Source organism: Thiocapsa imhoffii (assembly GCF_016583985.1).
Classification (GTDB): domain Bacteria; phylum Pseudomonadota; class Gammaproteobacteria; order Chromatiales; family Chromatiaceae; genus Thiocapsa; species Thiocapsa imhoffii.
Window position 1 is genome coordinate 15,000 of record NZ_NRSD01000005.1, and the last position, 25,696, is coordinate 40,695.

Below are 25,696 nucleotides of genomic sequence, written 5' to 3' on the forward strand. Positions count from 1 at the left end.
TGAATAAAAGACTCGCATGAATCGAATCATCGCCACCGAGCCCGTGCATGCCGACCGCCGTGATCGGCTCAATCTGCGTGGGATGCTGCCCTACCTGTGGGAGTTCCGTGGGCGAGCGCTGTTGGCGTTGCTCTGTCTGATCGCCGCGAAGGTCGCGAATGTTGGCGTGCCCGTGGTGCTGAAGGAGATCGTCGATGCCTTCGAGGCCTCGCCGCATCAGGTCCTGGTGCTGCCGCTGTCGCTCTTGTTCGCCTACGGCGTGCTCAAGCTCAGCTCCGCGCTCTTTAACGAATTGCGTGATGTGATCTTCGCGCGGGTGCGCTATCGCGCGATGCGGCGGCTCTCGACCAAGGTGCTCGCGCATCTACACGCCCTGTCGCTGCGCTACCATCTCGGGCGCCAGAGTGGCGCGGTCAGTCGCGATCTCGAGCGTGGCACGCGGTCGGTCTCGACCATTTTGAACTATCTCGCCTTCAGTGTCTTGCCGGTGCTGGTGGAGTTCACCCTGGTCGCGGTGATCCTGCTGCGTGGTTACGCGCCAGCCTTCGCACTCGTGGTGTTCGGCACGGTCGCGGTGTACTTCGCCTTCACCTTCGCGATCACCGAGTGGCGGATGGAATACCGCCACCGCATGAACCGGCTCGACTCGGAGGCCAACAGTCAGGCGTTCGACAGTCTCATCAACTATGAGACGGTGAAATATTTCGGCAACGAGCCGATCGAACTGCAGCGCTATGACGGCACCCTCGCCGAGTGGGAGGAGATGGCGGTGAAGAGTCAGACCTCAATGTCGCTGCTGAATTTCGGTCAGGGCGCGATCATTGCCGTTGGGGTGACGCTGGTGATGGCCTTCGCGGCCAATGGCGTGGTCCAGGGTGAGTTGAGTGTCGGGGATCTGGTGCTGGTCAATGCCTTGATGTTACAGCTCTTCATTCCCTTGGGATTTCTCGGGATCGTGTACCGCCAGATCAAATATGCGCTCGCCGATATGGATCTGGTGTTCAAGTTACTCGAGCGCCAGCCCGAGATTCAGGATGCGCCCACCGCCAAGCCCTTGGTGCTGCGCGCGGGAGCGGTCCGCTTCGAGCATGTGGATTTTCACTACGATAGCGAACGCGCGATTCTGCGTGATGTGGACTTTCAGATCGCCCCGGGTCAGAAGATCGCGGTGGTCGGGCACAGTGGGGCGGGCAAGTCGACCCTGGCGCGGCTGCTGTTTCGCTTCTATGACGTCCGTGCCGGGCGAATTCTGATCGATGGGCAGGATCTGCGCGCGGTCACGCAAACCAGTCTGCGGGCCGCGGTTGGCATCGTGCCGCAGGATACGGTCCTCTTCAATGACACCATCTATTACAACCTCGCCTATGGCCGCCCGGAGGCCACGCGCGCCGAGGTGGAGCGGGCCGCCGAGATGGCGCACATCCGTGAGTTCATCGAGGGCTTGCCGGATGCGTGGGAGACCCGGGTCGGTGAGCGCGGGCTGAAGCTCTCGGGCGGGGAGAAACAGCGGGTGGCGATCGGGCGGGCCATCCTCAAGCGCCCACGCATCCTGGTGTTCGACGAGGCGACCTCGTCGCTCGACAGTCACACCGAACAGGCGATTCAGCAGACCCTCGCCGAGGTGGCCGAGAATCACACCACCCTGGTGATCGCCCATCGGCTCTCGACCGTGGTGGATGCGGATCGCATTCTGGTGATGGAGCAGGGTCGGATCCGCGAGCAGGGCACGCATCGCGAACTGCTCGCGGCGGGTGGGCACTATGCGTCCATGTGGGAGCTGCAACAGCGCGAGGCGCGGACGATGTCCGAGCAGGAAGACACCGCGCCGGCCTTGACGGACGCGGTGTCCTCCGACCCGCTGGCCCCCGGCGCGGCTGGCCGCGAACCGCGGGGTGTGGAGACGGCGTCGAGTGACGGCGGGACGGCGGGAGCACCGCGGTCATGATGGCGACATCCAATACCCTGATGGTGGCGCGGCGCGACCGCACGGCGCGGGGGGATCCGGCGCGTCTGGACGCCATTCTGCGCGCCGCCGGGCTGTCTGGACCCATGCGTGGGGTGGTCTTGAGTCTGGGTCTGGCGATCTATGCGTTGGTGCTCGATGTGCTGACGCCCGAGCAGGATTGGCTGTTGCCGCTCGGGCTGCTGGCCTTGCTTGGGGTGGCGGTGTCGCTCGCCATCACCTGGTCGCGGCTACGTCAGCAATTGTTGCTGCCGTTGGTGCGTCTGGAACATTCACTCTCGCGGGTCTGCCAGGGCGAACCTGGGGCCAGTGATGCGCTGCGCGATGCTGGGGTCCTGGAGGCGATCGCGCGGGATATTCGAAGTCTGAACGAGGAGCTGACCGATCTTTACGAAGAGATGGACAACCGCGTGGCCCGCCAGACCATGCGGCTGGCACAGAAGACCGCCTCCTTGAAGATTCTCTATGACGTGGCGGCGGGAATCCATCAGGCTGAGAGCCTGGAGGAATTGCTGTTGCGTTTCCTCAGAGTCATCAAGGAGATGGTCAACGGTCGGGCGGCGACCGTGCGGTTGGTGATGGCGGATGGCTCACGCCGTCTGGTGGGGGCGATCGGGCTGGATGATGATTTGGTGCGCGAGCAGGACATCGGCCCGGTCGATCTCTGTTTGTGCGGGAGTCTGCTGACCCCGGGTGACATCGTCTGCGGCAATGATGCCAGGTACTGCTCGCGGATCTACGGGCGGCGCATGTTTGCCAGCAGTGAGATGGAGATCGTGACCGTGCCCCTGGAGTATCGCGGGGAGCTGCTGGGGGTCTACACGGTTTTCGTCGAGCGCCCGGGCGTGGGGGCGCGCGAAGACATCCTGGATTTGCTCGCGACCGTGGGACATCATCTGGGGGTGGCGATCGCGAAGCAGCGCTCGGATGCCGAGGCGCGGCGCCTGTCGATCATCGAGGAGCGCAACTCACTGGCGCACGAGCTGCATGATTCGCTCGCGCAGACCCTGGCGAGCCTGCGGTTTCAATCGCGGATGCTGACGGATTCGCTGCGGGGCAGCGCCATCTCGCTGGAGGCGCGCAATGATCTGAGTCGGATCCGCAATGGTCTTGACGAGGCACACACCGAGTTGCGTGAACTCTTGGTGAGTTTTCGCGCCCCGCTCGATCGGCGTGGGCTGGTTCCGGCGCTGGAGAAGCTGACGCATCGCTTTGGTCAGGAGACCGGTGCGCACGTGCTGTTTCAGAACGACTGTCGTCCCTTCGAACTCTCCGCGACCGACGAGTTGCAGATTCTGCGGATCGTGCAGGAGGCGCTGGCCAACATTCGCAAACATTCGCACGCCCATACGGTGCGGGTGCTCCTAACGCGGGATGCCAGCGCCCAGCAGGTGTTGTTGATCGAGGACGATGGCGTCGGGTTTGCCACCCCGGCTCCGGGTGTCAATCCGGGCGAGCACATCGGTCTCAGCATCATGGAGGAGCGGGCGCGGCGGATTGGCGCCGAGTTGCGGATCGAGAGTGACGTGGGGGAAGGGACGCGGGTCGAGATCGTCTTCGATGCCGCGCGACGCGGAACACGGACGCCCCGGGTGACGAGCTGATGCGTGTGCTGCTGATCGACGACCATGCGCTCTTTCGCTTTGGGCTCCAAGAGCTGCTCGAACGGCGTGGGATCAAGGTCGTTGCCGCGCTCGGTGATGCCGAGGCCGGCTTGCAGCGGGTCGCCGAAACCACGCCGGATGTGGTGCTGCTCGACATGCGCATGCCCGGACTGACCGGCTTGGAGACCCTGCGGCGGTTGCGTGCCGCGCATCCCCACATGCCCGTGGCGATGCTGACGACGAGCGCCGAGGAGCGTGATGTGATCGAATCCTTGCAGGGCGGCGCCCAGGGCTATCTGCTCAAGGACATGGAACCCGATGCCCTGATCGCGGCGCTTGAGGAGATCGTGCAGGGTCGCACCGTGGTCGCCCCGGAGCTGGCCATTGTCCTAGCCCGCGCGGTGCAGGGCGAGGTGGCGGGCGCGGCGGCATCCACCCGGATCGCGGACCTCACTCCACGCGAGCACGAGATCCTCTGTCATCTCGCCGAGGGACAGAGCAACAAGGCGATCGCGCGCTGTCTGAACATCTCGGACGGAACCGTGAAGCTGCACGTGAAGGCGATCCTGCGCAAGCTTGAGGTCCATTCACGGGTCGAGGCCGCGGTGATCGCGGTCGAGCGCGGCTGGTGTGAGCGGGGAGGGAGTGGGTAGTGGGTAGTGGGTAGTGATTAGTGATTAGTGATGAGTGGATAGTGGTGAGTGGTGAGTGGATAGTGGTGAGTGGTGAGTGGTGAGAGGCTTGAGTAGATGAAAAACTTTCTTGAACTCATCAAATCCTGTCTGACGGACGTGAGGGAGATCATGCCGTGGGACCTTGAGGAGCGCCGTGAATCGAACCCTGATCTGCTGATTCTCGATGTCCGTGAACCGAACGAGTTCGCGGCCATGCATATCGAGGGGTCGCTGAATGTCCCGCGCGGGATCCTGGAATCGGCCTGTGAGTGGGACTACGAAGAGACCATCCCCGAGTTGGTCCAGGCGCGTGACCGTGAGGTGGTGGTGGTCTGTCGCTCGGGTTATCGCAGCGTGCTGGCGGCTCACGCCATGACGGTCCTCGGCTATCGGAAGGTGGCGTCACTGCAGACCGGACTGCGTGGCTGGAAGGACTACGAACAACCCCTAGTGGATGAGGCGGGCCACGACGTCGACCTCGACGACGCCGATGTCTACTTCACCCCCAGGCTCCGACCCGACCAACGCCGACCGGATTGATGACCACCCAGTTGAGTCCAGAGAATCGCGCTCACCACTAATCCCTATTCACTCACCACTATTCACTAACCACTATTCACTAATCCCTCATCCCTCACCACCGCCAAGCTCTCCATCGGCCAGCGTGCCCGTGGTTTGAAACCAAGCGGCTCACACTGTCCGGCGTTCAGACGATGCCAGCCGGCGTAGGCGATCATGGCGCCGTTGTCGGTGCAGAGTGCGAGACGCGGATAGTAGGTCTCGCCACCGTCGGCGGCGATCGCCTCGTTCATGCGCGCGCGCAGTCGGCGGTTGGCGCTGACGCCGCCGGCGAGGATGAGACGCTGGAAACCAGTCTCTTTCAGTGCGCGTCGGCACTTGATGACGAGGGTGTCGACGACCGCGTCTTCGAAGGCGCGCGCGATGTCGGCACGGGTTTGGTCGCGATCAGCGGGCTGAGCGAGTTGCTCGCGCACGGTATTGAGGGCGAAGGTTTTGAGACCGCTGAAGCTGAAGTCGAGCCCGGGTCGGTCCGTCATGGGGCGTGGAAAATGAAACCGGGTCGGGTCTCCGCGCTCGGCGAGCTGGGCTAAGGCCGGTCCGCCGGGGTAGGGGAGATCGAGGATCTTGGCGGTCTTGTCGAAGGCCTCGCCCGCGGCGTCGTCGAGCGATTCACCCAGGATGCGATAGCGCCCGATGCCGCGGACCTCGACCAGTTGCGTGTGTCCACCCGAGACCAGCAGCGCGACGAAGGGGAAGGCGGGCGCGGGCTCCTCGAGCAGCGGCGCGAGCAGATGTCCCTCCATGTGGTGGACCCCGATGGAGGGAACCCCCCAGGCCCAGGCGAGGCTGCGCCCAAGGGCCGTCCCCACGAGCAGCGCGCCCATGAGTCCGGGACCGGCGGTGAAGGCGACACCATCGATCGCCCCGGGCTCGATGCCGGCCTCTTCCATCACCTGACGGATCAGCGGTAGGGTCTTGCGCACATGATCGCGCGAGGCCAGCTCCGGGACCACGCCACCGTATTGGGCATGAATCGGCACCTGGCTGTAGACCGCCTGGGCCACCAGACCCTGGGTGCAATCGTAGATGGCGATGCCGGTTTCGTCGCACGAGGTCTCGATACCCAGCACCCTGCGGATGGGCCGCGATGGTGGTGGGGCGGGGGTGGTTTGCTCGTTTGGGGGTTCGGGCGTGTTCACCGTTGGGCCTGCAGGGCGTAGGGGGTGGGATCGAGAATCGGCGGGCGTTGCAGCAACAGATCGGCGGCGAGTCGGGCCGAGGCCGGACCCGTCACCAGGCCATTGCGGAAATGTCCGGCATTGATAAAGAGCCCCGTGGCCTCGGGATGGGCGCCGATGTAGGGGATCCCGCTCGGCGAACTCGGGCGCAGCCCGGACCAATGCTCTTCGATCGGGGTCTGCTTCAGCACCGGGAACATCGCGAAGGCGGCACGATAGAGGGCCTCGCGAACCTCCGCGGTGGTGGCCTTGACGAAGCCGCTGTGCTCGATCGTGCTGCCGAAGAGGAGCCGTCCGTCGCGACGCGGGATCAGATAGCGATCCTGATACAGCGTGATGTGGGTGATCTGCCCCGGCTTGCCATGAAAGAGGATCATCTGCCCGCGCACCGGCGTGATCTCGGGTGGCTGACCGAGTTGCGCGAGCAGCCGTGCGGTCCAGGCCCCGGCGCAGATGACCACCGCGCTGGCCGCGACGGTGCCGGAGCGGGTTCGCACCCCGGTGACCCGTCCGCTGGTGATCTCGAGATCCATGACCTCTTCGTGCTCACGCAGCCTGATGCGTGGCTCGACCGAGCGGCGAACCGCCTTGGCGAGGCGCGGGGTGCGGATCTGCGCGATCTCGGGCAACCGCAGGGCGTCGGTCAGTTCGCTGCCGAGTTGCGGTTCGAGTTCATGGAGACGCGCGGCGGCGAGTGTCTCGATCGGTTCGCCGTGGCGCGCGGCCCAGGCGTGCGCGGCGGGCTGCTCCTCGCGATCCAGCACCAGCATGCCGCTCGCGGTGTATTCCGGGTCGAGGCCGGTCTCGTCGATGAGTGCCTCGGCGAGCCGGGGGTAGGCGGTGCGACTCCAGCGCGCGAGCGCGGTGATGGGTTCCGGATCACGCCAGGGGTAGAGTGGCGAGACGATCCCGCCGCCGGCCCAGGATGATTCCTGCCCCGTCGCGCCCATCTCGATCAGAGTGACGGCGGCACCGCTGATGGCCAGCTCGCGAGCGGTCAGGAGACCAATGATGCCGCCGCCGACGACAATGACGTCGCTCGCGCGCCCCGTGTTCGCCATCGTCTCCGTCATGTCGGGGACTCCGTCGCCAGCTCACGCGGCACCGGAAACACCACCTGTTCGCGGATGCCATCCTGTTCGGTGACCTGGGTGACCCCGAGGTGTTTCAGGTGTGCGATCACCTGCTCGACCAGGACCTCGGGCGCGGAGGCTCCGGCGGTGAGACCGATGCGGGGCGAGCCCGCGAGCCAATCATCGCGAATGTCCGCTGGACCATCGATCAGATAGGCGGCGCAGCCCTCTCGTTCGGCCAACTCACGCAGTCGGTTCGAATTCGAGCTGTTCGCCGAGCCGACGACAAGCAGCAGGTCGCAGCGCTCGGCCAGTGCGCGCACGGCATCCTGGCGATTTTGGGTGGCGTAGCAGATGTCGCTCTTTTTGGGTCCCTGGATCGCGGGGAAGCGTGCCTGCAAGGCCGCGACGATGTCGCGGGTTTCGTCCACCGAGAGGGTGGTCTGGGTGACATAGGCAAGGCGGGTGGGATCGGCGATCGCGAGGCTGGCGACATCCGCGACCGTCTCGATCAGATGAATGGCGCCACCCTCTTGCAAACACTGACCCATGGTGCCTTCCACTTCGGGGTGCCCGGCGTGTCCGATCAGGACGACCGTGATGCCGTTCTTGCAATGCCGGGCGACCTCGAGATGGACCTTGGTGACCAATGGGCAGGTGGCATCGAACACCCGCAGGTCGCGCCCCGCGGCCGCGTTGCGGACCGCCTGGGAGACCCCATGCGCGCTAAAGATTAGGTTGGCCCCATCCGGGACCTCGGCGATGTCCTCGATGAAAATGGCCCCCCGGGCCTTGAGTCCATCGACGACAAAGCGGTTGTGCACCACCTCGTGGCGCACATAGACGGGCGCGCCATGGAGTTCGAGCACGCGCTCGACGATTTCGATGGCGCGGTCGACGCCCGCGCAGAAACCACGTGGGTTGGCAAGTTCGATGTTCATGGCAAGAGCTTAGGGGATGAGGTTGATTCGATCCAGTCTCTAGGAACGCGGTGATGACGTATCCAAGCCTGGGATGTGGGGATCGCCGACACCCCTGTCATGGGGTTCCTTTCGCCACTCAGGTGACCGACAGCACCTGCACGCGGATGGTCAAGGAGTGCCCGGCAAAGGGGTGATTGAAGTCGACCTCGACCTGTTCGCCCTCGACCCTCTTGATCACGCCCCCAGTCTCGTATCCGCCGGGGGTCTCGAAGGCAACGACGAGGCCGGGCCTGGGTTCGATTGGTGACGGAAAATCGTCGCGTGCGAGCCAGTGGACATTGCTCTCGTCGTAGGGTGAGAAGAGTTCCGAGCCATGGCCGATGATGTGGGTCTCACTGCCCGGCTCGAGCCCAAGCAGGGTCGCCTCGAAGGCGGGCGTCAGGGTGCCATCGCCGATCCGACAGACCAGTGGTTCCTCACCGAGGGTACTGAGCGCGACGAAGCCGTCCTCGAAGCGCACCTCCAAATGCAGGCTCACCGAGCAACCCGGGGCGATGCCCGCGCCACACTGATCCGCGGGTTGGTGCTCCTCGGGCCGCGCAGCTGGCGCGCGCGCATCCGGTGGCGCACGGGTGGGCGTCGTGCTCATGGGGCGTTGCCGCCCTGTTCGGCGGCGATCCGGCGCAACAGGGGCAGGGCCAGTCCCAGGGCGTCGCCGTGCTGGATGGCGCGGGCGAGACGTGCTGGAGCGCTGCGGCCCATGCAGGCATGCTCGGGGTCACCGGCGAAGGCGACGGCGAGTCCAGCGAAGAGGGCGTCGCGATCGAACCGCGCCTCGGTCAGGGCCTCCTGCAGGTCGATGACCTCGTGGCCCACCTGTTCGGCCAGCGCGCGATGCGTCGACCAGAGTTGCCCCACGGTCCCGCCCGTGCGCAGTCCCGCGATGTTGGTGGTGAGGATGTAGAGGTTCTTTAACACCAACTCGAACAGGAGCGCGGTCTCATCGGGAAGACGGCGTGCCGGGATTGCCAGCGTGGTGAGGGCCGCGATGAGCAGGTCGGCTTGGGGGCCATAGGTCGGTGAGGGAATGATGACTTGATGATCACGTCCGGGTTTTTTTTCAAACCAGACCGAGATGACGGTCGGATCGGGGCAGCCGTCCCAGTCGCGCGGAAGTAATTCGTTCTGCAGCAGACCGAGCCGGCCGCGCCAGGTCGCGGGGATGGCGGCGAGGGTGGTGGCGAGATCCGCCTCGCCCACCGCAATCAGGGCCAACTGTGGCTCGGGCAGTTGCTCCGCGGCGGCGCTCAGCGACGCACCACGCACCACGGGAAAGACCGGGTGTCCCAGTCTGAGCAGGCCGCGGGCGAAAACGCCGCCCATCTCGCCGACACCGACGAGGACAACGGGTGATTTCATCGGTCTATCTCTCCGAAGCAGATTGCAATCCTATTCCTCAAACGTTCCCTCGGGGGGCGGGAATCCCTGTGCTCAGCGGGTCGGAAGCAACAGGAGACGGCCATCCGTCCACGCCCACGAACGCCACCTGGCGGGTCATCTCCTGGCGCGCAACCCGCGTTCAAAGGAGTTCTTGGGTGATGAACAAAAAAATGAGCACCCCGACCACGACCGCGATCGTGGCATAGATCATCAGGATGCAGATCCCCGGCAGGTCGTTGCACACTGAGCTATAACGGCAGAGTTTACATCCCCTCATGTCAATCAGCCTAAGTGTCTGGATGCGTGGCTGGTCGGACGTTCAGTCCAACTCCCTGAATCGTGGGGCGGACGTCAGTCCGACTCGGTGCCGCCGCTGTTGACCACCCTCATTCAATTCAATACTGAGTATCGCACGACCGGCAAACGCGTGACGCATCATGATTTTCGGGTCTTTTGGGGCGTTGAATGGCCCAGTTCCACCCCCTCGACTGCCTAGAACCGGCGGCTCGGTGAGGCTAACTCCACCGCGTCGGGTGCGGTGTGGCCTAGGTCGGGGCGCGGCGCGTGAAGCGGGCCATTTGACTGGCTCCGCCATGGAGGGGGTGCAGCCCGGCGATGTCCGTGCAGGCGACCTCATAGCCATGACGGTGCGCAATGCCCTGGCTCCATTGGCGGAACTTGGCACGCCCCCACTCGAAGCGATGTCCGGGGTGCCGGAAGCGTTCCGGTGGGACACCGAGAATGCCGTTGTAGTCGGCATTGGGGGTGGTGATGATGATATGGGTCGGGCGCAGGTGGTCGAACAGGACCTGTTCGACGCGGGACAATTGGTTGGGCGCGATGTGCTCGATGGTTTCAATCAAGAGGGCACAGTCGACGCCGCGCGGACCGACATCGCGTTCGGTCATGGAGGCGAGGACGAGTTCGATGCGGGTGCCCGTCGCCTCGTCCTGGTGGGCCTGCAGCCGCAGTCGCGCTTGCTCGAGCGCGGCGGGCGCATGGTCGATGCCAATGATCCGCTCCAGTCCCGGTTGGTCGAGCAGGTGTGTCAGCAGATCGCCCTCGCCGCAGCCGAGGTCGATCAGCGTGCGGGGGCGGCAGTCACGCACCGCGCGCAGGACGGCGTCGAGTCGTTGGTCGTGGAGGTGGGAGGGCATGAGTGGCCGATCCGGGGGATTCACCGTATAGAATGACACGGATGCCTGCCATGTCCACCCCTTGCCGCGACGAGACCTGAACCATGCACGAGATCCCCAAGATCGGTTTTATCAGCCTCGGCTGCCCGAAGGCGACCGTGGACTCGGAGCGGATCCTGACCCAACTGCGAGCGGAGGGGTACGCCATCGAGGAGCGCGATGCGGATCTGGTCATCATCAACACCTGCGGCTTCATCGAGGAGGCGGTCGAGGAGTCGCTCGAGGTCATCGGCGAGGCCCTGCGGGAGCACGGCCAGGTGATCGTGACGGGTTGTCTGGGCGCACGGGCCGAGTTGGTCCGCGAGGTTCATCCAGGGGTGTTGGCGGTCACGGGTCCACATGCCCTGGATGAGGTCATGACGGCCGTGCATGCCGCGCTGCCCGCGCCGCATGACCCCTGGACGAGCCTGGTGCCGCCGCAGGGGATCAAACTGACCCCCCGACACTATGCCTATCTGAAGATCTCCGAAGGCTGCAATCACCGCTGTACCTTTTGCATCATCCCGAGTCTGCGTGGTGATTTGGTCAGCCGCCCCCTCGGCGAGGTGCTCGGCGAGGCCGAACGCTTGGTCGCCTCGGGGGTGCGTGAGTTGCTTGTGATCTCGCAAGATACCAGTGCCTATGGCCTGGATCTGCGCTATCGGCTCGATTTCTGGAAGGGACAGCCGCTGAAGACGGATCTCACGAGCCTGGCCCGTGCGCTCGGACAATTCCCGGCGTGGATCCGCTTGCACTATGTCTACCCCTATCCGCAGGTCGATGCGGTGATTCCCTTGATGGCGGACGGACTGATCCTGCCTTATTTGGATCTGCCGTTGCAGCACGGCAGCCCGACCATCCTGAAGGCGATGGGGCGCCCCGCCGCCGCCGAGAAGGTGCTCGAACGACTCGCGCGTTGGCGTGAGCAGTGTCCTGAGTTGGTCATTCGCAGCACCTTCATCGTGGGGTTTCCCGGCGAGCGCGAGGCGGATTTCGACGATTTGCTCGACTTCCTGCGCGCGGCGCAACTCGATCGAGTCGGATGTTTTCCCTATTCAGCGGTGGACGGCGCGGCGGCCAATGCCCTTCCGGATGCGGTCCCCGATGCCCTCAAACAGGAGCGTGTCGCCCGCTTCATGGCCGTGCAGGCCGAGATCAGTCGGGCCAAGCTGCAGGCGCGGATCGGACAGCGCCTGACGGTGCTGGTCGACGCCGTCGAAGAGGACTCCGTGGTCGCCCGCAGTGCGGCCGATGCGCCCGAAATCGACGGTCAGGTGATCATCGAGGGGGCCTGGGAACTGGATCCAGGCGATTTCATCGAGGTCGAGGTCGTGGCTGCGGACGAGCATGATCTGTGGGCGCGTCCCGTCGATCCACTCTGAGCCGATCCGTGCGGTCGGAACCGTGCGTGCGCGAGTCTTGAGGGTGGGGATGTCCGCGGGCGCCGCGGTCGCGATCGGGGTGGTGTGCAGGGAACCGGAGTTGAGGGGCGCGCGCAGGCTCGCGCGCTGCGCGCAAGCGGACCCACTTAGAAGGCTGCGCCGCTCTCCTTACCCATCTTCTTCAGGATGAGTGCGAGCGGGCAGAAGCCGGTGAAGGCCGATTGCAGGAGGTTCAGCCCGACGAAGCCCGTGAACAACAGCCACAGCGGGCTGAACAGATAGGCCAGCAACGCGGACAGCAAGACAAAGGTGCCGGCGACGGCCAAGACGATGCGATCGATGGTCATGTGACGCTCCTGAGGGTCGGAAAACCGAACCAGAATGGGACAAGGACAGTGGAACAGCAGGATATTAAAGAACGCTTATACTTCATTCAACCAGCCGATGCCCATTGATTCGCATCTCCAGCACCGATCCAAGGCTAGATCCGCGTTGCACCAGGTGGCATCGGAGCAAGCGCTAGGCTACTCAACGCACGTGATCACTCGGCTGATTCCCACCAACCACTATCCACTAACCTCGCGCCCGCGATCACAAGACGTCGCGGCTCGGCGCGGGACCGCGAGGAGAGCCGTGCCGTGAACGCCGATGACTTTCCCCGTTTGGTGCGGGCCTTGACGCGGCCGGAGTCCTACCCGCATCCGGCGGATCCGGTCGAACATCTCGAGACCCACATCTCGCATGTCTTCCTCGCGGGGGACCATGCCTACAAGATCAAGAAGCCGCTGGACCTCGGTTTCCTGGATTTCTCCACGCTCGCGCGCCGCCGTCAGTGCTGCGAGGAGGAATTGCGGCTGAATCGCCGTCTCGCGCCCGAACTCTATCTCGATGTGGTCCCCATCACGGGGACGCCGACGGCCCCACGGGTCGGCGCGTCGGGACCGGTGCTTGAGTATGCGGTGCACATGGTGCGCTTCGCGAGCGATGCGTTGCTGACCCACCAACCGCTGAGCGAGGGCCTCATGGATGCCTTGGCCGAGCAACTGGCCGATTTCCACGCGCGCATCCCGATCGCCGTTCCGGCCTCGTCCCATGGCACACCCGCGGCTGTTCTGGAGCCGATGATCGAGAACCTGACCCAGATCCGCGAGCGTCCCATGCTCGCGGATCAGTCCCCTCGGCTCGATGGCTTGGAGGCGTGGACGCGCACGCGGTGGTTGGCCCTGCGTCCGGTCCTCGAACGTCGTCGTCGTCACGGTCATATCCGCGAGTGCCACGGCGATGCGCACCGGGGAAACATCGTCCTGATCGATGGTGCCATTCGGCTGTTTGATGCGCTCGAATTCAGTCCCGCGCTGCGCTGGATCGATACCGCAAGCGAGATCGCTTTTCTGATCATGGACATCGAGCACTCGGGCGCGCTCGCCTTGGCGCGGCGTTTCCTGAACCGCTATCTGGAGCGCAGTGGTGACTATGGGGCGCTTGAGGTACTGGATGTCTACAAGGTCTATCGGGCGCTGGTCCGGGCGAAAGTCAGCGCGATTCGTCTCGGACAGGCCGGTCTGGAAGCGGCTGATGCCCAGGCGAGCCGGCATGATTGCCTGGACTATCTCGCGCTTGCCGAGTCCTATACCGAACACCGGCAGCCGCGTCTGTTATTGGCCTGCGGGCTCTCGGGATCTGGCAAGAGCTATCTGGCGCGACAATTGCGCGAGCGGATGCCATTGATCCATCTGCGCTCGGACATGGAGCGCAAACGGCTGTTCGGCGTGGCGGAGGCGGCGCACAGCAGGGCACCGATTGACGCGGGGGTCTATTTCCCTGCCGCGACCGACTGGACCTATGGACGCCTCCTGCGTCTGGCCGACGCCATTCTCTGCAGCGGCTACGATGTGCTGGTGGATGCGACCTTCATCAAGCGATCGCGCCGCGCGCGGTTTCGGGCCCTGGCGCAACGGCTCGGTGTGCGGGTCGCGATCCTTGTGCTCGATGCGCCGCTGGAGGTGTTGCGCGAGCGCATTCAAGCCCGACTGGCCGCGGGTGAGGACGTTTCCGACGCGACCCTGACGGTGCTGGAGCGCCAGCGGATGGCACGCGAGCCGTTGACGCCGGAGGAACAGCACTGTGCGGTCGACCTCGACACGAGCCGCCCGATACCGCTCGAGACCCTGCTCGCACGGATCGAGTCGGCGTTCGCCGGATGTGCGGCACAGCGCCCGTCCGCGGGTGTGGGTGAAAAAGCGGGTCCCACTCTTGACGGCTGATCCGGAGCGATGTGTTCACACGAGGATCAGGGTGACGCCACCAACCATGAGCAGGCCAGCTGGCAGGTGCGCGGCAAGTCCAGGCTCACGGAACAACAGGGCGCCATAGAGGATGCCAAAGAGCAGACTGGTGCGTTTCACGGCGATCATGTAGGCCGCCTCGACCTCTTGCAGGGCGAGAAAATGGGTGTAGACCATGACCGCCATCAGCGCGGCGACCAGCAACACCGGGGCGGGGCGACTTGCGAGCTTCAGCAGGATGCGCGGGCGGGGCAGGACGATCAGGACGCCAACGGCGAGGCCCAGCAAGGCAAAGTAGAAGGCCCCGAAATACGCCGGTTCCAAATACCGCATCGCCCCCTTACCGAGCGTGGCGGTCACCGCATAGATGGCCGCCACCAGGAGCATCATGCGCGAGCCGGGTGCCGCGAGCATGGCTCGGAAGGGGTGCAGCCAACTGCGGCGATCGTTCAGGCGCACCTGTTGGCAGTTGAGCAGCCAGGCACCGGCGACCACCGCGAGGATACCCACGGCCCCCCGGGCGGTGACCGTCTCGCCCAGGAGCAGCCAAGCGACCAGCATGACCAGAACCGGGGTGAAGGCGAGATAGGGCAGCGTGAGGGAGAGCGGATGATCACGGATCGCCGCCATGTAGAGGAGCATGGCGGCGATCTCCAGTGGGATCAGGGCGGCGATCCAGAGCCAAAATGCGGGGTCGAGCGACTTGATGGGCGGCATGCCGAGTAGCAGGGGCGCCATCAGGAGTCCGACCACACCAAAGCGCACGACCACGAGTTCGCGCGCCGCGAAACCTTGCAGCCAGGCCTTGGTGGCTGCGTCGGCACTGGCGAGGCTGAAGGCGCAGAGCAATGAGAGGCTGACCCAGTCCATACCTGATGTGCTCGGGTGCAAGGTAGCCGATGGCGTGTGGGTAAGGGCTGTGCCCGCCGTGTGCCCGGGTGTGCGCCGACTCTGCCCCGTCACGCGCGCACGGTTCGCCGTGGCGATGGGCTCAGCCGGGGACGAGAGTCCGTGGGGTGGGCGGCAAGACGGCGGTCAGGACGCCGATCCCGGCACCGGGGCGATGTGCCTCTTCGCTCAGATGGCGTCGCCAGGCCCGCGCGCCCGGTTGACCCTGAAACAGACCCAGGAGATGTCGGCTCATGGCACTCAGCGGCACGCCGGCCGCGCGCTGGCGCTCGGCATAGGGCAGGAAGGCCTCGAGGACCGCATGGCGGCTGGGTATGGGGTGGTCATCGCCGAAGATCTCCCGATCGGCGGTGGCGAGCAGCCAGGGATTCTGATAGGCCTCGCGGCCGATCATGGTGCCATCGAGCCGGGTCAGGAAATCCTGGACCGCGTCGAGGGAGGTGATCCCGCCATTGACGATGATGGCGAGGTCGGGGCGCTTCGACTTCAGGCGCTCGACGACCTCGTAGCGTAACGGGGGGATGTCGCGGTTCTCGCGCGGACTGAGGCCCGAGAGCCAGGCCTTGCGGGCATGGATGATGAAGGCGTCGCAACCGGCCTCGGCGAGGGTGGAGACGAAGTCGAGCAGGGCCTCTTCGCTGTCGAGTTCATCGATGCCGATGCGACTCTTGACCGTGACCGGGATGGTGACGGCATCCTTCATGGCCGCGAGACAGTCGGCCACGACCCGCGGTTCGGCCATCAGGCAGGCGCCGAAGCGCCCGTTCTGAACCCGATCCGATGGGCAGCCAACATTGATGTTGATCTCGTCGTAGCCGCGTTCCGCACCCATCCGGGCGCAGATCGCCATCTCCTTGGGGTCGGAGCCACCGAGTTGGAGCGCGATCGGATGTTCGGCGGGATCGAACCCAAGGAAGCGCTCGCGGCCTCCATCACGGCCACCATGAATCAAGGCTCCCGTGGTGATCATCTCGGTGTAGAGCAGGGTGTGCCGGGTGATCAGCCGCAGGAAATAACGACAGTGCCGATCGGTCCAGTCGAGCATGGGGGCAACCGCGAGGCGGCGATCGGGCCCCGCATCCCGCCCGCCGGCACGCGCGCGCGCCGACGGGCAGGATGATTCAGCGGTGTGCGGGTGGGTCATCCCGGCGCATGCGCATCAAGTGGACTCGCCCGGGCGGCGCACCGGCACCTTGAGCGTGACCAACTCCTCGGCGCTGGTGGGATGGATGGCGACCGTCGCATCGAAGTCGGCCTTGGTTGCGCCCATGTTCACCGCGACCGCGAAGCCTTGCAGCATCTCGTCGACCCCATCACCGATGAGATGGATCCCCACGACGCGTTCCTCCGGGCCGGTGCAGATCAATTTCATCGCGGTCTTGGGGCCATGCGCGTTGAGGGCGTAGCGCATCGGCGTGAAACGGGTCTCATAGACGGTCAGGGTGTCGCCGAAACGCTCACGGGCCTCGGGCTCGGTCAAGCCGACCTTGCCGATGGGCGGATGAGCGAAGACCACGGTGGGGATGTTCTCATAGTCCAGCTTGAGATCGGCTTTCCCGCCGAACACACGCTCGCCCAGACGCCGCCCCGCGGCAATGGCGACCGGCGTGAGCGGCTCGCGGCCGGTCACGTCACCGAGGGCATAGACCCCCGGGACATTGGTATTCTGGTAGGCATCGACCGGGATGAGACCGTTCGGTTGGACCGTCACGCCCGCGGCCTCGAGATTGAGATCGCGGGTATTGGGCGCGCGACCGACGGCCCACAGGAGGGTGTCGAAGCCACCGAGACGTTCCCCGTCGCGGGCGACGAGTGCGAGCCCATCGGAGTCTTGCGCCAGGGCGGCGACCTCGAATTCGAGCCGCAGGGTCATCCCATCGGCGGTCATGGTCTCGGCCAGGACCTCGCTGATCATGGGGTCGAAGAGCGCGAGCACGCGGTCCTCGAGCGCGACGATGGTGATCTCGGTTCCGAGGGCGCGCATCACGCCCGCGAGTTCGACTCCAATATAGCCCCCACCGATGATGGCAACGCGCTTGGGTTGCTCCGAGAGGGCAAAAAAACCGTCCGAGGTGATCCCGAGTTCCGCGCCTGGCATCCGGGGCACGATGGGACGTCCGCCGGTGGCGATAACGATGTGATCGGCACTATAGTGTTGGCCCGCGACGGCGATGGTCTTGGCATCGACGAACTGCGCTTGGCCTTGAATTCGAGTGATGCCCTGGTCTTCGACGTAGCCGTCCCAGTAGCTGTTGATGTTGGCCACATACTGGTTGCGTCCAGCGACCAAGGTCGGCCAGTCGATCCCGTCGGTCCGCACGCGCACGCCGTATCCGGCGGCATCGGCGGCCGCGCTCGCGAGGTTGGCGCCATACCACATGACCTTTTTGGGGACACAGCCGGCATTGACACAGGTCCCGCCGAGTTGGCCAGACTCCACCACCGCGACACGGCGCCCGAGCTGCGCGGCCTTTTCGGCAACGGCAAGCCCTCCGCTACCGCCACCAATGGCGATCAGGTCGAACTGCTGGCTCATGATTCCTCGACTCCTCAATCTAGCGAACGGATCGGTTGCGGCGCGGGCGCTCCGGCGAGTGCCGGTTTGCCCGCGTGCGTCAGGCTGTTTAGCGTGCCTTCAGCCAGGCCTCCAGATCATCGGAGCCACCAACCAGCTTGCCGTTGATGAAGACTTGTGGAACGGACGCGGCGTTCGCGACCGCGCGCAGCGTCTGCTCGGTGTAGTCGCGGTTCAGCACCAGTTCCTCGAAGTCCAGACCGGCATTGCGCAGGGCTTCCTTTGCCTTGGCGCAGAAGGGGCAACCATCACGGGTCATCACCGTGATATCCAGCGGCTTGGCGGTTCCGGGTGCCAGATGAGCGAGCATGGTGTCGGCATCGGAGACACCATAGGGGTCGCCCTCGACCTCGGGCTCGATGAACATCTTCTCGACGACCCCATCGCGCACCAGCATGGAATAGCGCCAGGAACGCTTGCCGAAGCCGAGATCATCCTTGTCGACCAGCATTCCCATGCCCGCGGTGAATTCGCCATTGCCATCCGGGATGAAGGTCACATTGTCCGCGTGCTGGGCCTTCTTCCACTCGTTCATGACGAAGGTGTCGTTGACCGACATGCAGATGACGTCGTCGACCCCGTGCGCCTTGAAGGTCGGCACCAGCTGGTTGTAGCGCGGCACATGCGAGGAAGAGCAGGTTGGCGTAAAGGCGCCCGGCAGCGAGAAGACCACCACGGTCTTGCCGCCGAACAGCTCGTCGGTGGTGACATCGACCCATTCGTGGCCACGACGGGTGCGGAAGGTCACCTGCGGAATGCGGCTGCCAGTGCGATCTTCTAACATAGCGTTCATCTCCTGGTTTGGTTTAAGGTTCGGGTTGAGCTCGATACACGACTGCAAGGATCATGGTGGGGTCTGGATCCGATGGCTCCGAGCCCTGATCTCATCTCAGCGCCTACCTTAGCGCGTGCGGGTTGATAACGAAATTGGATTATTCGTATTACATCGATCGGTTGCCCCGATCAATCAGCGTCATCAGCCAGCGGGCGGCAGCGGCCCCCTGGAACGCCGCGGCGATCCGCCATGACAGCGGTCACTGGAGCCTGTCGCAGCGTTTGCACAGGTGTCGTGCGACCGATGCCGTGCACCTAGTTCCGTGCACTTCAAGATCCCGGATGAGGTGAGCACCCATCCTAATCCCTTACAGTCACCAGAGGAATGCGAAATGTATGGTTTCAATGTCCGGCTCTCAACCCGTTTCGACGAAGCAATCGCGCGGGTCACGCTCGCCTTGAAGGACAATGGGTTTGGCGTGCTGAGTGATATCGACGTGCAAGCCACCTTACAGGCCAAGTTAGGCGTTGAGCGCAAGCCCTATCGGATCCTCGGGGCCTGCAACCCTCACTTTGCCCGCCAGGCGATCGACCTCGACCCCGAGGTGGGGCTCTTGCTGCCCTGTAATGTCGTGGTGCGGGAAGAGGATGACGGAACCATCCTCGTCTCCTTCATGGACCCGGTCACCGTCTTGGGTTTGATCGATCACGCCGGAGTGACGCCGCTGGCTACCGAGGTGCGGAGCCTGCTCGAGCAGGTCCGTGACAGCCTGGTGGACTAGCGTGACGGCGACACCAGCGAATCCGGCGGGGCAGAGCGCTGCCCCGGCCGACGACGAGTCCCGGCCCTTGCCTGCTCCGGACCCCGGCGAGGTGCTCGATCTCGCGGTTTTGATTCGTCTGGAGGCGGATCTGGGCCGCGAATCGGTTCGCGAACTCCTGACCTTGTTCGGGAGCGAGGCGGCGCGGCGCTGCACGCGCCTGGAGGCGGCCATCGCGGCCGGCGATCCCTTGGAAGCCGCTAAAGAGGCGCATGCGCTCAAGGGCAGTGCGCTCACCTTTGGGGCCTGTCGACTGAGCGCTTGTGCGCTGTCATTCGAACAGGCGGGGCGGGGCGGGGACCTCAATTTCATCGTCCAATCGATGCCCCAGCTGTTGGGACTCCTACAGGAGACGCAGCGCCAGTTGGGCGCGCACTTCGGGGCTTGACCCCGTGCCTGCAGTCTGGCGTCGCGCTGCCGCCGGATCCTCAAGCCTGATTTTTCAACGCCACAAGAGAGACCGCTACCATGGCCGATCCGAACGACACCATGACGCTACCGACCATCGCTCCCTTCGGGGATCTCGAGAAGAATTGGGGCTGGCTGTTTGCCTTTGCGCTCTTCTCGATCCTGCTCGGAACCTTGGGGCTGGGCATGACCTTTTTGCTGACCGAGCTTGCCATGGTCTTCTTTGCCGCCCTGCTGATCGTGGGCGGCGTGTTTCAATTGCTCGACGCGCTCAAGTGCAGTGGCTGGAAAAGCACCGCCTGGCATGTGTTGATCGCCCTACTCTACGTGGCCGCCGGTGTCTACATGACCCTGCATCCAACCTTGGCCGCGGTCTCCCTGACCTTGCTGCTCGGGATCATGTTCATCACCGTGGGCATCCTGCGCGCCATCATGGCCTTTCAGGTGAAGCCCGCCAAGGGTTGGTACTGGCCGCTGCTCTCTGGGCTCGTCTCCTTGATCCTCGGGGGCCTGATCCTGGCCCAATGGCCCGCGTCAGGCCTCTTTATCATCGGACTCTTCATCGCGATCGAGCTCATCTTCAACGGCTGGTCCTATCTCTTCATCGCGCTCGCCGCGCGCGCCGCCGGCAAGGATCGTCTGCAGGGTGGTCAGGCGGTGGCCTGAGCGATCGAGCCACTAGCCGGGGGGCGTTCTGCACGCGGAGGATTCACGACATTCAGCATCTCATCGCCTGAGAGGCGCTGGTGATTGCTGAATGTTGGGTGGGGGTGGTGGAGCCGAGGTCTACCGAACTTGCCCGCTTTCCGCACTGATTCATAAACGTTATCCATCCACGTGCTGCGCGGAGTTGCCCCCAAACCTGCCCCTCGTTGAGGGTCGATAGCGGCTCGACCCTCGGCGAGAGCAATCGAGTTTTTCCCATGTGAACCGACTCGAAATATCCGACGAACGGTCGTGCACGGCTACGCACGAAGTCCCGACAACCCGAGCCTCTCACTCGATCAGCGCCTTGAGCAAGGCATCCCTGGCGTCGGAGTAAAACACCACGGTGACGCGCGTGGCGATGTCGTCATCCAGCTCGATGAGCTGCTTGCGCGTGGTCACCGGCAGCAGGATGGTCTTTGCCCCCTTGTCCGCCGCAGCCTCGACCACGCTAACCACGTTGTAGACCGGCTCGATGGACCCGCCCAGGTTGAGTCCGCCGACGACGATCAGTCCGCCCTTGAGGCTTTTCTCCAGCAGGGCCGAGCACAGCGCGAGCAAGGCCCCGACGCCTGTGGCAGTTCCGGACTTGCCGGCGTCGAAGGCGCGCATCTGCACCGAAAACTCGTGTGCCCGCGGATCGCGGTCGCCGACTAGGTTTTTGGCCCGCGTATAGAGGTTTTGTTCGGCACAGCGAACGCTCTCTTTGAAGGGCGCGGGCGGCGGTTGGTTGAGGATCTTGACCCCGGACCCCGGCCCCTGGGTGACGTCCAAACGATAGAGCCCGGGATGCTCGTCCAGCCCGCCGGGCGAGAGAACCCAGATCTGTCCGGGCGGCAGCGGGTCGTCGCCGATGCTGTCCTCGTTCTGCAGCTCCGGGGTGGAGACGAACTGCTCTACCCCGTCTAATCCCATCTGGTAGCTGAAGTGCGTGTTGCGGAACTCCGCGGAGCCGATCCGCTTCTGTTGCTCCTTGACGCGGCGGCGGCACTCGAGCGCCAGTCGGGCGGCCCATTCGATGGCGTGATCCGGGATCTCCTGGTACGCCGTCCCGGCGCCTTCCGTGTTGGCGTAGGGGTACATCAGCTTCAGGAGCCCATTCATCGTCTTCTGGACCGCGTTGACATCGCGCCCGGTCAAGGCCCCGCCGAACTGGATGCGCCCCTGGAAGTTCTGCAAGCGCGAGGACGCCCGCAGGTGATTCCAGCAGGAGGAGAGGAAGTCGCTCACCAGGCCGAAATGGTCGGTGAGCTGCTCGCGGTTGACCTTGGGGATGTCCCAGCCCGGCATGTAGGAATGGATGCGGTCCATGAAGGCGGTGTCGTCGCGCATCTCAGGCGGCATGGGGCCGAACAGATGGCCAACGCGCTGCTGGTGGACGACATCCACCTCGAAGTTGCCGACCATGACGACGCTTCCGAAGCCGCGGATACTTTCCTTGCCGCGGCTGAACTCGCCGGACTCCATGTAGCCCTTCATGATGTTGACCCCGTCCTTTTGGTCGAAGCTGATCCCTGAGACCTCATCGAAGCAGACCACGTCGTACTGACACACCAGTCCACGCTGACCGGTGCTGTTGTTGACGAACATGCGCGCCACCGACGCCTTGCCGCCCGAGACCAGGTGCGCGTAAGGCGACACCTGCTGGAACAGATGGCTCTTGCCAGTCCCACGCGGCCCCAACTCCACCGCGTTGTAATTGTTCTCAACGAAGGGAACCATCCGCAGCAGCATGACGTCGCGGGTGCGGGGCGTGAGGCTCTCGGGCTCCAGCCCGACGCTGCGCAAGAGGAACGCCTGCCACTGCTCGAAGCTGAAGGCGGCACGCCCGCGGGCCAGGGTGTCCAGCGCATCGCGTTTGGAGAGCTGGATCTCGCGCAGCGACTCGATGCCGAAGGGCCGACCGTTTTTCTCCTCGGCGATGCTCGGGTCGTAGCTCAGGTCGATCTCGGCATAGAAGCCGCCGGTGAGCATCCGCTCGTGGGTGTGCACCAGGGCATCGTCGATGCGGACATCTTTGATCCGCAGGCTCGGCAGCTCGGCCACGAAGCAATCGTTCTTGGCGTCCAGGCGTGCAGTGATCAGGTCGATCAGCTTGACGCGACCCTGCTCCTTTGCGCGGGCCTTGAACAGCTCCTCCTCGCCTGCACGCACCGTGCGGCTGGCGAGCTGGCGCTGCACGATGTCCAGCCCCTCCTGGATCTCTGCCTCGTCGGTGCTGGAGCAGTAGCGCCCGAGCAGGAACTCGCCCACATAGGTGGGCACCGGATACTGGCCTTTGAACCGGCGCACCAGGTCTTTGCGAACGACAAATCCGTCGAACGCCTGGGCGGCGAGCTGGTCGAGCGCGTCGAGCTGCATGGATCAATCCCCTCCGATGGTCACGGGCTGCTTGGCCACCACCTGCCCGTCGCGCAGGACCACGAGCACGGCCTTCTCCCCTTCGTTCCTGTCGTCCGTGACCAACACGGCTGCGGCGCCATCCACGTCCGGCGGTTGCATCCGTCGCTCCGGGTCGAGCAGGCTCGATGCCGCGTTCGCCGGTTGCGTGCGGATGTCGAGGAGGGTCCCCGCGAATCCGCCCTGTAACTGCACCCGCAACCGCATGCCTTTCCACTCGGCGCTCAGAACCGCGACAGCCGCCTGGGCGGCCGGACCGTCGGCCGTGACGGTCAGTGTCGGGGTCAACGCCTCCTGCAGGCTGAGACCCCCGTGCGCATATTCGATGCCGAGCTTGAACGCCGAGACTCCCGGGGCGTAGACCACCGAGTGGCCGCCGCCCCAGAACCAAGGCAGTTCCGGAAAACCATGCTGAGCGCCAGGCTGGGGCACGGCACAGCGTGACCAGCGCGATTGGGTCAGATGTGCCGGCAGGTCCGCCTTGGGTAATCCCCCCGGTAGTAGGAGCCACCCATGGTCCGTCACCAGGACGGCGCGTTGCCAACCGGCCGCGAGCAGCTCGCGCACCCGCAAGGCCACCGCCCGCAGCTCCTCATCGAGTCGCCAAGCCAGACGCGCTCCCTGGGCATGCCCGTCATGGTCGAAGGTCCCGATCTCGGTCCAGGCGGCGCCGCTCGGATCCCCGGTGGACGCCGTCTCAAGCCAGGACCACCCATGGTTCGCCAACAGGGTGCGAAAGGTCTGAGTCGTCAGATTCTTGCCGGTCTCGGTACGCTGTGGCTCGAACCCCTCCGGCAGACTGTTGCCGATCAAGGTCTCTGCCAGCGGGCGCCACGCGGGCTTGGCCGTCGCGGTCACGGTGGGCAGGGCAGTCCAGCGGGTGACGGTCTCCACGGTGAGTCCGTCCGCCCGGAGTCGCCGGGCCAGATCCAGGCCCAAGTCGCAACGCAGACCATCCACGAACACCATGACCGTCCCCGGGGTCGACTCGAACAAGGGACTTTGGGCTGGGTTGGCCATCGGGTAGCTCAGGCCCCAACCCTGAACCTGCTCCGCGAGGCCGGCCAGCCACGGAAGATACACGGCGCGCAGCGCCGCCGTCACGGCATCCAGATCCGGAGCATCGCGCACCGTCGCATACGCGCGCCAGGCGGCGGCATCCACTGCCCAGCCGCGCTCCTGGTAGGCCGCGGACAACGCCTCCCAATCGTGGCCGCCGACTCCCGCGGAGATCCCCTCCGCCAGGATCTTCAACTGCACGACGGCCCGAGCCAGCGGCGCCTCGCCCAGATCCGCCCACAGGGAATCGGCCCGCGAGGCATGCTGCCCGCACAGTTTTGTGAGCTGCGTGAGCGCCTCCGCCCTCGGACGATCCGAAAGGCCCAAGAGGCCGGCGCGCAACCCGTCTTCCTGTTGACGGTTGGTGGCCGGCATCCGGTCGTTGGCGCCATCGAGCAAGTCCTTCGGATGCGCCAGGTCGAGCGCCTTGCGCACCCCGGCGAAGGCTTTGTGCGCCTGACAGTAGCGCGTCCAGACCTGATCCCAGATCCCGCCGCCAGCCACCAGCCGGTCCACCGCGGCGATGATCCCGTCCTTGTCCGGGTTCAGACCGAAGGTCGGCTTGCACAGGGCCTTGAATCCGGCCCAGCGCTCGGTGGACCAGTCGCCATGGCTGCCGTCGCTGGTCGCCATCCACTCCAGCAGCAGGCCGACCGGATCGCCGGCCGCCAACCCATGCAGATCCGCCGCCTCCAGGCGCCGGCCGGAAAGGCTGGAGACCGGCGCGCGCAGCACCTGCGTCAGTTGGGCGCCCACCGCATCCAGGGTCGCGCGGTCACGGGCCAGATCAAGCCCCAGCCCGCCCTCCTTGGACGACATGAAGGCGGACGGCGTCCAGTCCTTTCCATTCTGCTGACTCCAGAACTGACCTTGGAACTGAAGCGCGAACAGATGCCGCGCGGCCTCCGGGAACCCGGCGGCGCCCCGAAAGGCATACCGCGCCACACCCGGCAGATAGACCAACGGCGCGTGCCCCCAAGTCCCACGCGCAAGCCGGTAACGCAGCCAGGTGGAGGGACCGGTGCGCTCATCGGCGATCTCCGGTGCCAGCACCAGCAATTCCGGCATCGCGTCCTGCAGCAGCGGGATGGCTCGGGACCACAGGCCCTCCCCGTCGGTCCACAGCACCACGGATGGCGCAGCCAGGTCGTGGCGGTTGTAGATCGCCGCCGCGCGGAGGCGGTCGATTAGTTGTTCAAGGATGGTTGTTGTCATGATACGGGTGAGTCGGGGCGTCCCGTCCCGGCAACTCGCGAGGCGGGATGCCCCGCCGCCTGCCGCAGGGCTTTGTAGTTGTAATCGAGATCGATCTGCACCTTGCCGAACAGATCGGAGATGTCGTGCGGTTTCGTTGAGGTGTTGGACAACCCGCGTAACCTGACACGATGAGCCTGCAAATCCATGGCAAAAGTGATACAGGCGTCAATGTCCGCCGGCTCCAGCGACGGGTACTGGCGCAGAATCTGATCCGGGGATTCACCGGCACTCAGCAAACCGATGATGGTCTCGACAGTGATCCGCAGGCCGCGGATCGTCGGGCGCCCGTTGCAGAGATCCGGATGGACGGTAATGCGAGCATCCCTGTCTTTGAACCAAACGCCGTCCTCGTCCGCTGCCTTCATCGTCGAAACCTCCAGATGTGTCAGTTGCGCTCGGCGACTCGAAGTGTATTCGGGTTCGCCCTTCATCCTGGTGTCGGGCGACCTTGGGCGGTCTGTGCGATCATTCTCCTATCCCGCCGTCTGTCCAGCGATCCCGAGGTCGCC

The 25,696-nt window shown here is 64.9% G+C and carries 24 protein-coding genes; 9 read left to right on the forward strand and 15 right to left on the reverse strand.

Annotation, left to right across the window (positions count from 1 at the left end):
* Positions 1 to 16: 16 nt before the first annotated feature.
* From CKO25_RS06500 to CKO25_RS06515, 4 genes are all read left to right on the forward strand, one after another.
* Positions 17 to 1,945: an ABCB family ABC transporter ATP-binding protein/permease gene (locus tag CKO25_RS06500; protein WP_200387121.1), complete on the forward strand. Its 1,929-nt coding sequence runs from the start codon at positions 17 to 19 to the stop codon at positions 1,943 to 1,945.
* A complete protein-coding gene (locus CKO25_RS06505; protein WP_371829703.1) occupies positions 1,942 to 3,567 on the forward strand; it encodes a sensor histidine kinase in 1,626 nt (541 codons plus the stop codon). The genes CKO25_RS06500 and CKO25_RS06505 overlap by 4 nt, the downstream gene beginning before the upstream one ends.
* Positions 3,567 to 4,220 (forward strand): response regulator, encoded by a 654-nt coding sequence (locus tag CKO25_RS06510; RefSeq protein WP_200387122.1) that lies wholly within the window; start codon positions 3,567 to 3,569, stop codon positions 4,218 to 4,220. Before CKO25_RS06505 ends, CKO25_RS06510 begins: the two co-directional genes overlap by 1 nt.
* A gap of 96 nt (positions 4,221 to 4,316) precedes the next feature.
* Positions 4,317 to 4,781, forward strand: coding sequence for a rhodanese-like domain-containing protein (locus CKO25_RS06515; RefSeq protein WP_200387123.1), 465 nt, complete (start codon positions 4,317 to 4,319; stop codon positions 4,779 to 4,781).
* A gap of 65 nt (positions 4,782 to 4,846) precedes the next feature.
* On the opposite strand, the gene tsaD is transcribed toward CKO25_RS06515, so the two are convergent.
* The 7 genes from tsaD to CKO25_RS06550 all read right to left on the reverse strand — a co-directional run bounded on the left by tsaD (position 4,847) and on the right by CKO25_RS06550 (position 10,594).
* A complete protein-coding gene (gene tsaD, locus CKO25_RS06520; protein ID WP_200387307.1) occupies positions 4,847 to 5,902 on the reverse strand; it encodes a tRNA (adenosine(37)-N6)-threonylcarbamoyltransferase complex transferase subunit TsaD in 1,056 nt (351 codons plus the stop codon).
* A 56-nt stretch (positions 5,903 to 5,958) separates the two neighbouring features.
* Positions 5,959 to 7,074: a glycine oxidase ThiO gene (gene thiO / locus CKO25_RS06525; protein WP_242467462.1), complete on the reverse strand. Its 1,116-nt coding sequence runs from the start codon at positions 7,072 to 7,074 to the stop codon at positions 5,959 to 5,961.
* On the reverse strand, positions 7,071 to 8,015 hold the full coding sequence (gene ispH / locus CKO25_RS06530; protein ID WP_200387124.1) for a 4-hydroxy-3-methylbut-2-enyl diphosphate reductase: 945 nt from the start codon (positions 8,013 to 8,015) through the stop codon (positions 7,071 to 7,073). Before ispH ends, thiO begins: the two co-directional genes overlap by 4 nt.
* A gap of 118 nt (positions 8,016 to 8,133) precedes the next feature.
* Positions 8,134 to 8,646, reverse strand: coding sequence for an FKBP-type peptidyl-prolyl cis-trans isomerase (locus tag CKO25_RS06535; RefSeq protein ID WP_242467463.1), 513 nt, complete (start codon positions 8,644 to 8,646; stop codon positions 8,134 to 8,136).
* Positions 8,643 to 9,416 (reverse strand): ketopantoate reductase family protein, encoded by a 774-nt coding sequence (locus CKO25_RS06540; RefSeq protein ID WP_200387125.1) that lies wholly within the window; start codon positions 9,414 to 9,416, stop codon positions 8,643 to 8,645. Before CKO25_RS06540 ends, CKO25_RS06535 begins: the two co-directional genes overlap by 4 nt.
* Before the next feature lie 160 nt (positions 9,417 to 9,576).
* Positions 9,577 to 9,714, reverse strand: coding sequence for a hypothetical protein (locus CKO25_RS06545; protein ID WP_200387126.1), 138 nt, complete (start codon positions 9,712 to 9,714; stop codon positions 9,577 to 9,579).
* 268 nt (positions 9,715 to 9,982) lie between these two features.
* On the reverse strand, positions 9,983 to 10,594 hold the full coding sequence (locus tag CKO25_RS06550) for a methyltransferase domain-containing protein (protein WP_200387127.1): 612 nt from the start codon (positions 10,592 to 10,594) through the stop codon (positions 9,983 to 9,985).
* An 83-nt stretch (positions 10,595 to 10,677) separates the two neighbouring features.
* Here CKO25_RS06550 and rimO point away from each other — a divergent pair, with 83 nt between their 5' ends.
* Positions 10,678 to 11,994 (forward strand): 30S ribosomal protein S12 methylthiotransferase RimO, encoded by a 1,317-nt coding sequence (gene rimO / locus CKO25_RS06555; protein WP_200387128.1) that lies wholly within the window; start codon positions 10,678 to 10,680, stop codon positions 11,992 to 11,994.
* Positions 11,995 to 12,140: 146 nt separating this feature from the next.
* Here rimO and CKO25_RS06560 read toward each other — a convergent pair whose 3' ends face one another.
* The gene (locus CKO25_RS06560) at positions 12,141 to 12,341 is read right to left on the reverse strand and encodes a YgaP family membrane protein (RefSeq protein WP_200387129.1); all 201 of its coding nucleotides are present in this window, start codon (positions 12,339 to 12,341) and stop codon (positions 12,141 to 12,143) included.
* A gap of 291 nt (positions 12,342 to 12,632) precedes the next feature.
* On the opposite strand from CKO25_RS06560, the gene CKO25_RS06565 reads away from it, so the two are divergent.
* Entirely contained in the window at positions 12,633 to 14,258 is a 1,626-nt protein-coding gene (locus CKO25_RS06565; RefSeq protein ID WP_200387130.1) for an AAA family ATPase, read from the forward strand.
* Positions 14,259 to 14,273: 15 nt separating this feature from the next.
* Here CKO25_RS06565 and CKO25_RS06570 read toward each other — a convergent pair whose 3' ends face one another.
* The 4 genes from CKO25_RS06570 to CKO25_RS06585 all read right to left on the reverse strand — a co-directional run bounded on the left by CKO25_RS06570 (position 14,274) and on the right by CKO25_RS06585 (position 18,547).
* Positions 14,274 to 15,149, reverse strand: coding sequence for a DMT family transporter (locus CKO25_RS06570; RefSeq protein ID WP_200387131.1), 876 nt, complete (start codon positions 15,147 to 15,149; stop codon positions 14,274 to 14,276).
* A 121-nt stretch (positions 15,150 to 15,270) separates the two neighbouring features.
* Positions 15,271 to 16,332: a tRNA dihydrouridine(20/20a) synthase DusA gene (dusA, locus tag CKO25_RS06575; RefSeq protein WP_200387132.1), complete on the reverse strand. Its 1,062-nt coding sequence runs from the start codon at positions 16,330 to 16,332 to the stop codon at positions 15,271 to 15,273.
* Between the two features lie 15 nt (positions 16,333 to 16,347).
* Complete coding sequence (gorA, locus tag CKO25_RS06580) at positions 16,348 to 17,724, reverse strand: glutathione-disulfide reductase (RefSeq protein ID WP_200387133.1); 1,377 nt, start codon at positions 17,722 to 17,724, stop codon at positions 16,348 to 16,350.
* 88 nt (positions 17,725 to 17,812) lie between these two features.
* Positions 17,813 to 18,547: a glutathione peroxidase gene (locus CKO25_RS06585; RefSeq protein WP_200387134.1), complete on the reverse strand. Its 735-nt coding sequence runs from the start codon at positions 18,545 to 18,547 to the stop codon at positions 17,813 to 17,815.
* 382 nt (positions 18,548 to 18,929) lie between these two features.
* On the opposite strand from CKO25_RS06585, the gene CKO25_RS06590 reads away from it, so the two are divergent.
* From CKO25_RS06590 to CKO25_RS06600, 3 genes are all read left to right on the forward strand, one after another.
* The gene (locus CKO25_RS06590) at positions 18,930 to 19,319 is read left to right on the forward strand and encodes a DUF302 domain-containing protein (protein ID WP_200387310.1); all 390 of its coding nucleotides are present in this window, start codon (positions 18,930 to 18,932) and stop codon (positions 19,317 to 19,319) included.
* Position 19,320: 1 nt separating this feature from the next.
* Positions 19,321 to 19,746: an Hpt domain-containing protein gene (locus tag CKO25_RS21785; RefSeq protein WP_200387135.1), complete on the forward strand. Its 426-nt coding sequence runs from the start codon at positions 19,321 to 19,323 to the stop codon at positions 19,744 to 19,746.
* An 80-nt stretch (positions 19,747 to 19,826) separates the two neighbouring features.
* Complete coding sequence (locus CKO25_RS06600) at positions 19,827 to 20,432, forward strand: HdeD family acid-resistance protein (protein ID WP_200387136.1); 606 nt, start codon at positions 19,827 to 19,829, stop codon at positions 20,430 to 20,432.
* A gap of 330 nt (positions 20,433 to 20,762) precedes the next feature.
* On the opposite strand, the gene brxL is transcribed toward CKO25_RS06600, so the two are convergent.
* The 3 genes from brxL to CKO25_RS06615 are packed head-to-tail and all read right to left on the reverse strand — an operon-like array spanning position 20,763 to position 25,552.
* Complete coding sequence (gene brxL, locus CKO25_RS06605; RefSeq protein ID WP_200387137.1) at positions 20,763 to 22,832, reverse strand: BREX system Lon protease-like protein BrxL; 2,070 nt, start codon at positions 22,830 to 22,832, stop codon at positions 20,763 to 20,765.
* 3 nt (positions 22,833 to 22,835) lie between these two features.
* Entirely contained in the window at positions 22,836 to 25,145 is a 2,310-nt protein-coding gene (gene pglZ, locus CKO25_RS06610; protein ID WP_200387138.1) for a BREX-1 system phosphatase PglZ type B, read from the reverse strand.
* Entirely contained in the window at positions 25,142 to 25,552 is a 411-nt protein-coding gene (locus CKO25_RS06615) for a DUF433 domain-containing protein (RefSeq protein WP_200387139.1), read from the reverse strand. Before CKO25_RS06615 ends, pglZ begins: the two co-directional genes overlap by 4 nt.
* Between the last annotated feature and the right edge of the window lie 144 nt (positions 25,553 to 25,696).

Bases quoted from the DNA above. Each gene is read 5' to 3' on its own strand.
- CKO25_RS06535 (WP_242467463.1), bottom strand. From the start codon at position 8,646: ATGAGCACGACGCCCACCCGTGCGCCACCGGATGCGCGCGCGCCAGCT.
- CKO25_RS06550 (WP_200387127.1), bottom strand. From the start codon at position 10,594: ATGCCCTCCCACCTCCACGACCAACGACTCGACGCCGTCCTGCGCGCG.
- CKO25_RS06515 (WP_200387123.1), top strand. From the start codon at position 4,317: ATGAAAAACTTTCTTGAACTCATCAAATCCTGTCTGACGGACGTGAGG.
- dusA (WP_200387132.1), bottom strand. From the start codon at position 16,332: ATGACCCACCCGCACACCGCTGAATCATCCTGCCCGTCGGCGCGCGCG.
- CKO25_RS06615 (WP_200387139.1), bottom strand. From the start codon at position 25,552: ATGAAGGCAGCGGACGAGGACGGCGTTTGGTTCAAAGACAGGGATGCT.
- thiO (WP_242467462.1), bottom strand. From the start codon at position 7,074: ATGACGGAGACGATGGCGAACACGGGGCGCGCGAGCGACGTCATTGTC.
- CKO25_RS06570 (WP_200387131.1), bottom strand. From the start codon at position 15,149: ATGGACTGGGTCAGCCTCTCATTGCTCTGCGCCTTCAGCCTCGCCAGT.
- CKO25_RS06545 (WP_200387126.1), bottom strand. From the start codon at position 9,714: ATGAGGGGATGTAAACTCTGCCGTTATAGCTCAGTGTGCAACGACCTG.
- CKO25_RS06585 (WP_200387134.1), bottom strand. From the start codon at position 18,547: ATGTTAGAAGATCGCACTGGCAGCCGCATTCCGCAGGTGACCTTCCGC.
- CKO25_RS06600 (WP_200387136.1), top strand. From the start codon at position 19,827: ATGGCCGATCCGAACGACACCATGACGCTACCGACCATCGCTCCCTTC.
- brxL (WP_200387137.1), bottom strand. From the start codon at position 22,832: ATGCAGCTCGACGCGCTCGACCAGCTCGCCGCCCAGGCGTTCGACGGA.
- gorA (WP_200387133.1), bottom strand. From the start codon at position 17,724: ATGAGCCAGCAGTTCGACCTGATCGCCATTGGTGGCGGTAGCGGAGGG.
- CKO25_RS06505 (WP_371829703.1), top strand. From the start codon at position 1,942: ATGATGGCGACATCCAATACCCTGATGGTGGCGCGGCGCGACCGCACG.
- CKO25_RS06510 (WP_200387122.1), top strand. From the start codon at position 3,567: ATGCGTGTGCTGCTGATCGACGACCATGCGCTCTTTCGCTTTGGGCTC.
- CKO25_RS06540 (WP_200387125.1), bottom strand. From the start codon at position 9,416: ATGAAATCACCCGTTGTCCTCGTCGGTGTCGGCGAGATGGGCGGCGTT.
- CKO25_RS06560 (WP_200387129.1), bottom strand. From the start codon at position 12,341: ATGACCATCGATCGCATCGTCTTGGCCGTCGCCGGCACCTTTGTCTTG.
- pglZ (WP_200387138.1), bottom strand. From the start codon at position 25,145: ATGACAACAACCATCCTTGAACAACTAATCGACCGCCTCCGCGCGGCG.
- rimO (WP_200387128.1), top strand. From the start codon at position 10,678: ATGCACGAGATCCCCAAGATCGGTTTTATCAGCCTCGGCTGCCCGAAG.
- ispH (WP_200387124.1), bottom strand. From the start codon at position 8,015: ATGAACATCGAACTTGCCAACCCACGTGGTTTCTGCGCGGGCGTCGAC.
- CKO25_RS06590 (WP_200387310.1), top strand. From the start codon at position 18,930: ATGTATGGTTTCAATGTCCGGCTCTCAACCCGTTTCGACGAAGCAATC.
- CKO25_RS06500 (WP_200387121.1), top strand. From the start codon at position 17: ATGAATCGAATCATCGCCACCGAGCCCGTGCATGCCGACCGCCGTGAT.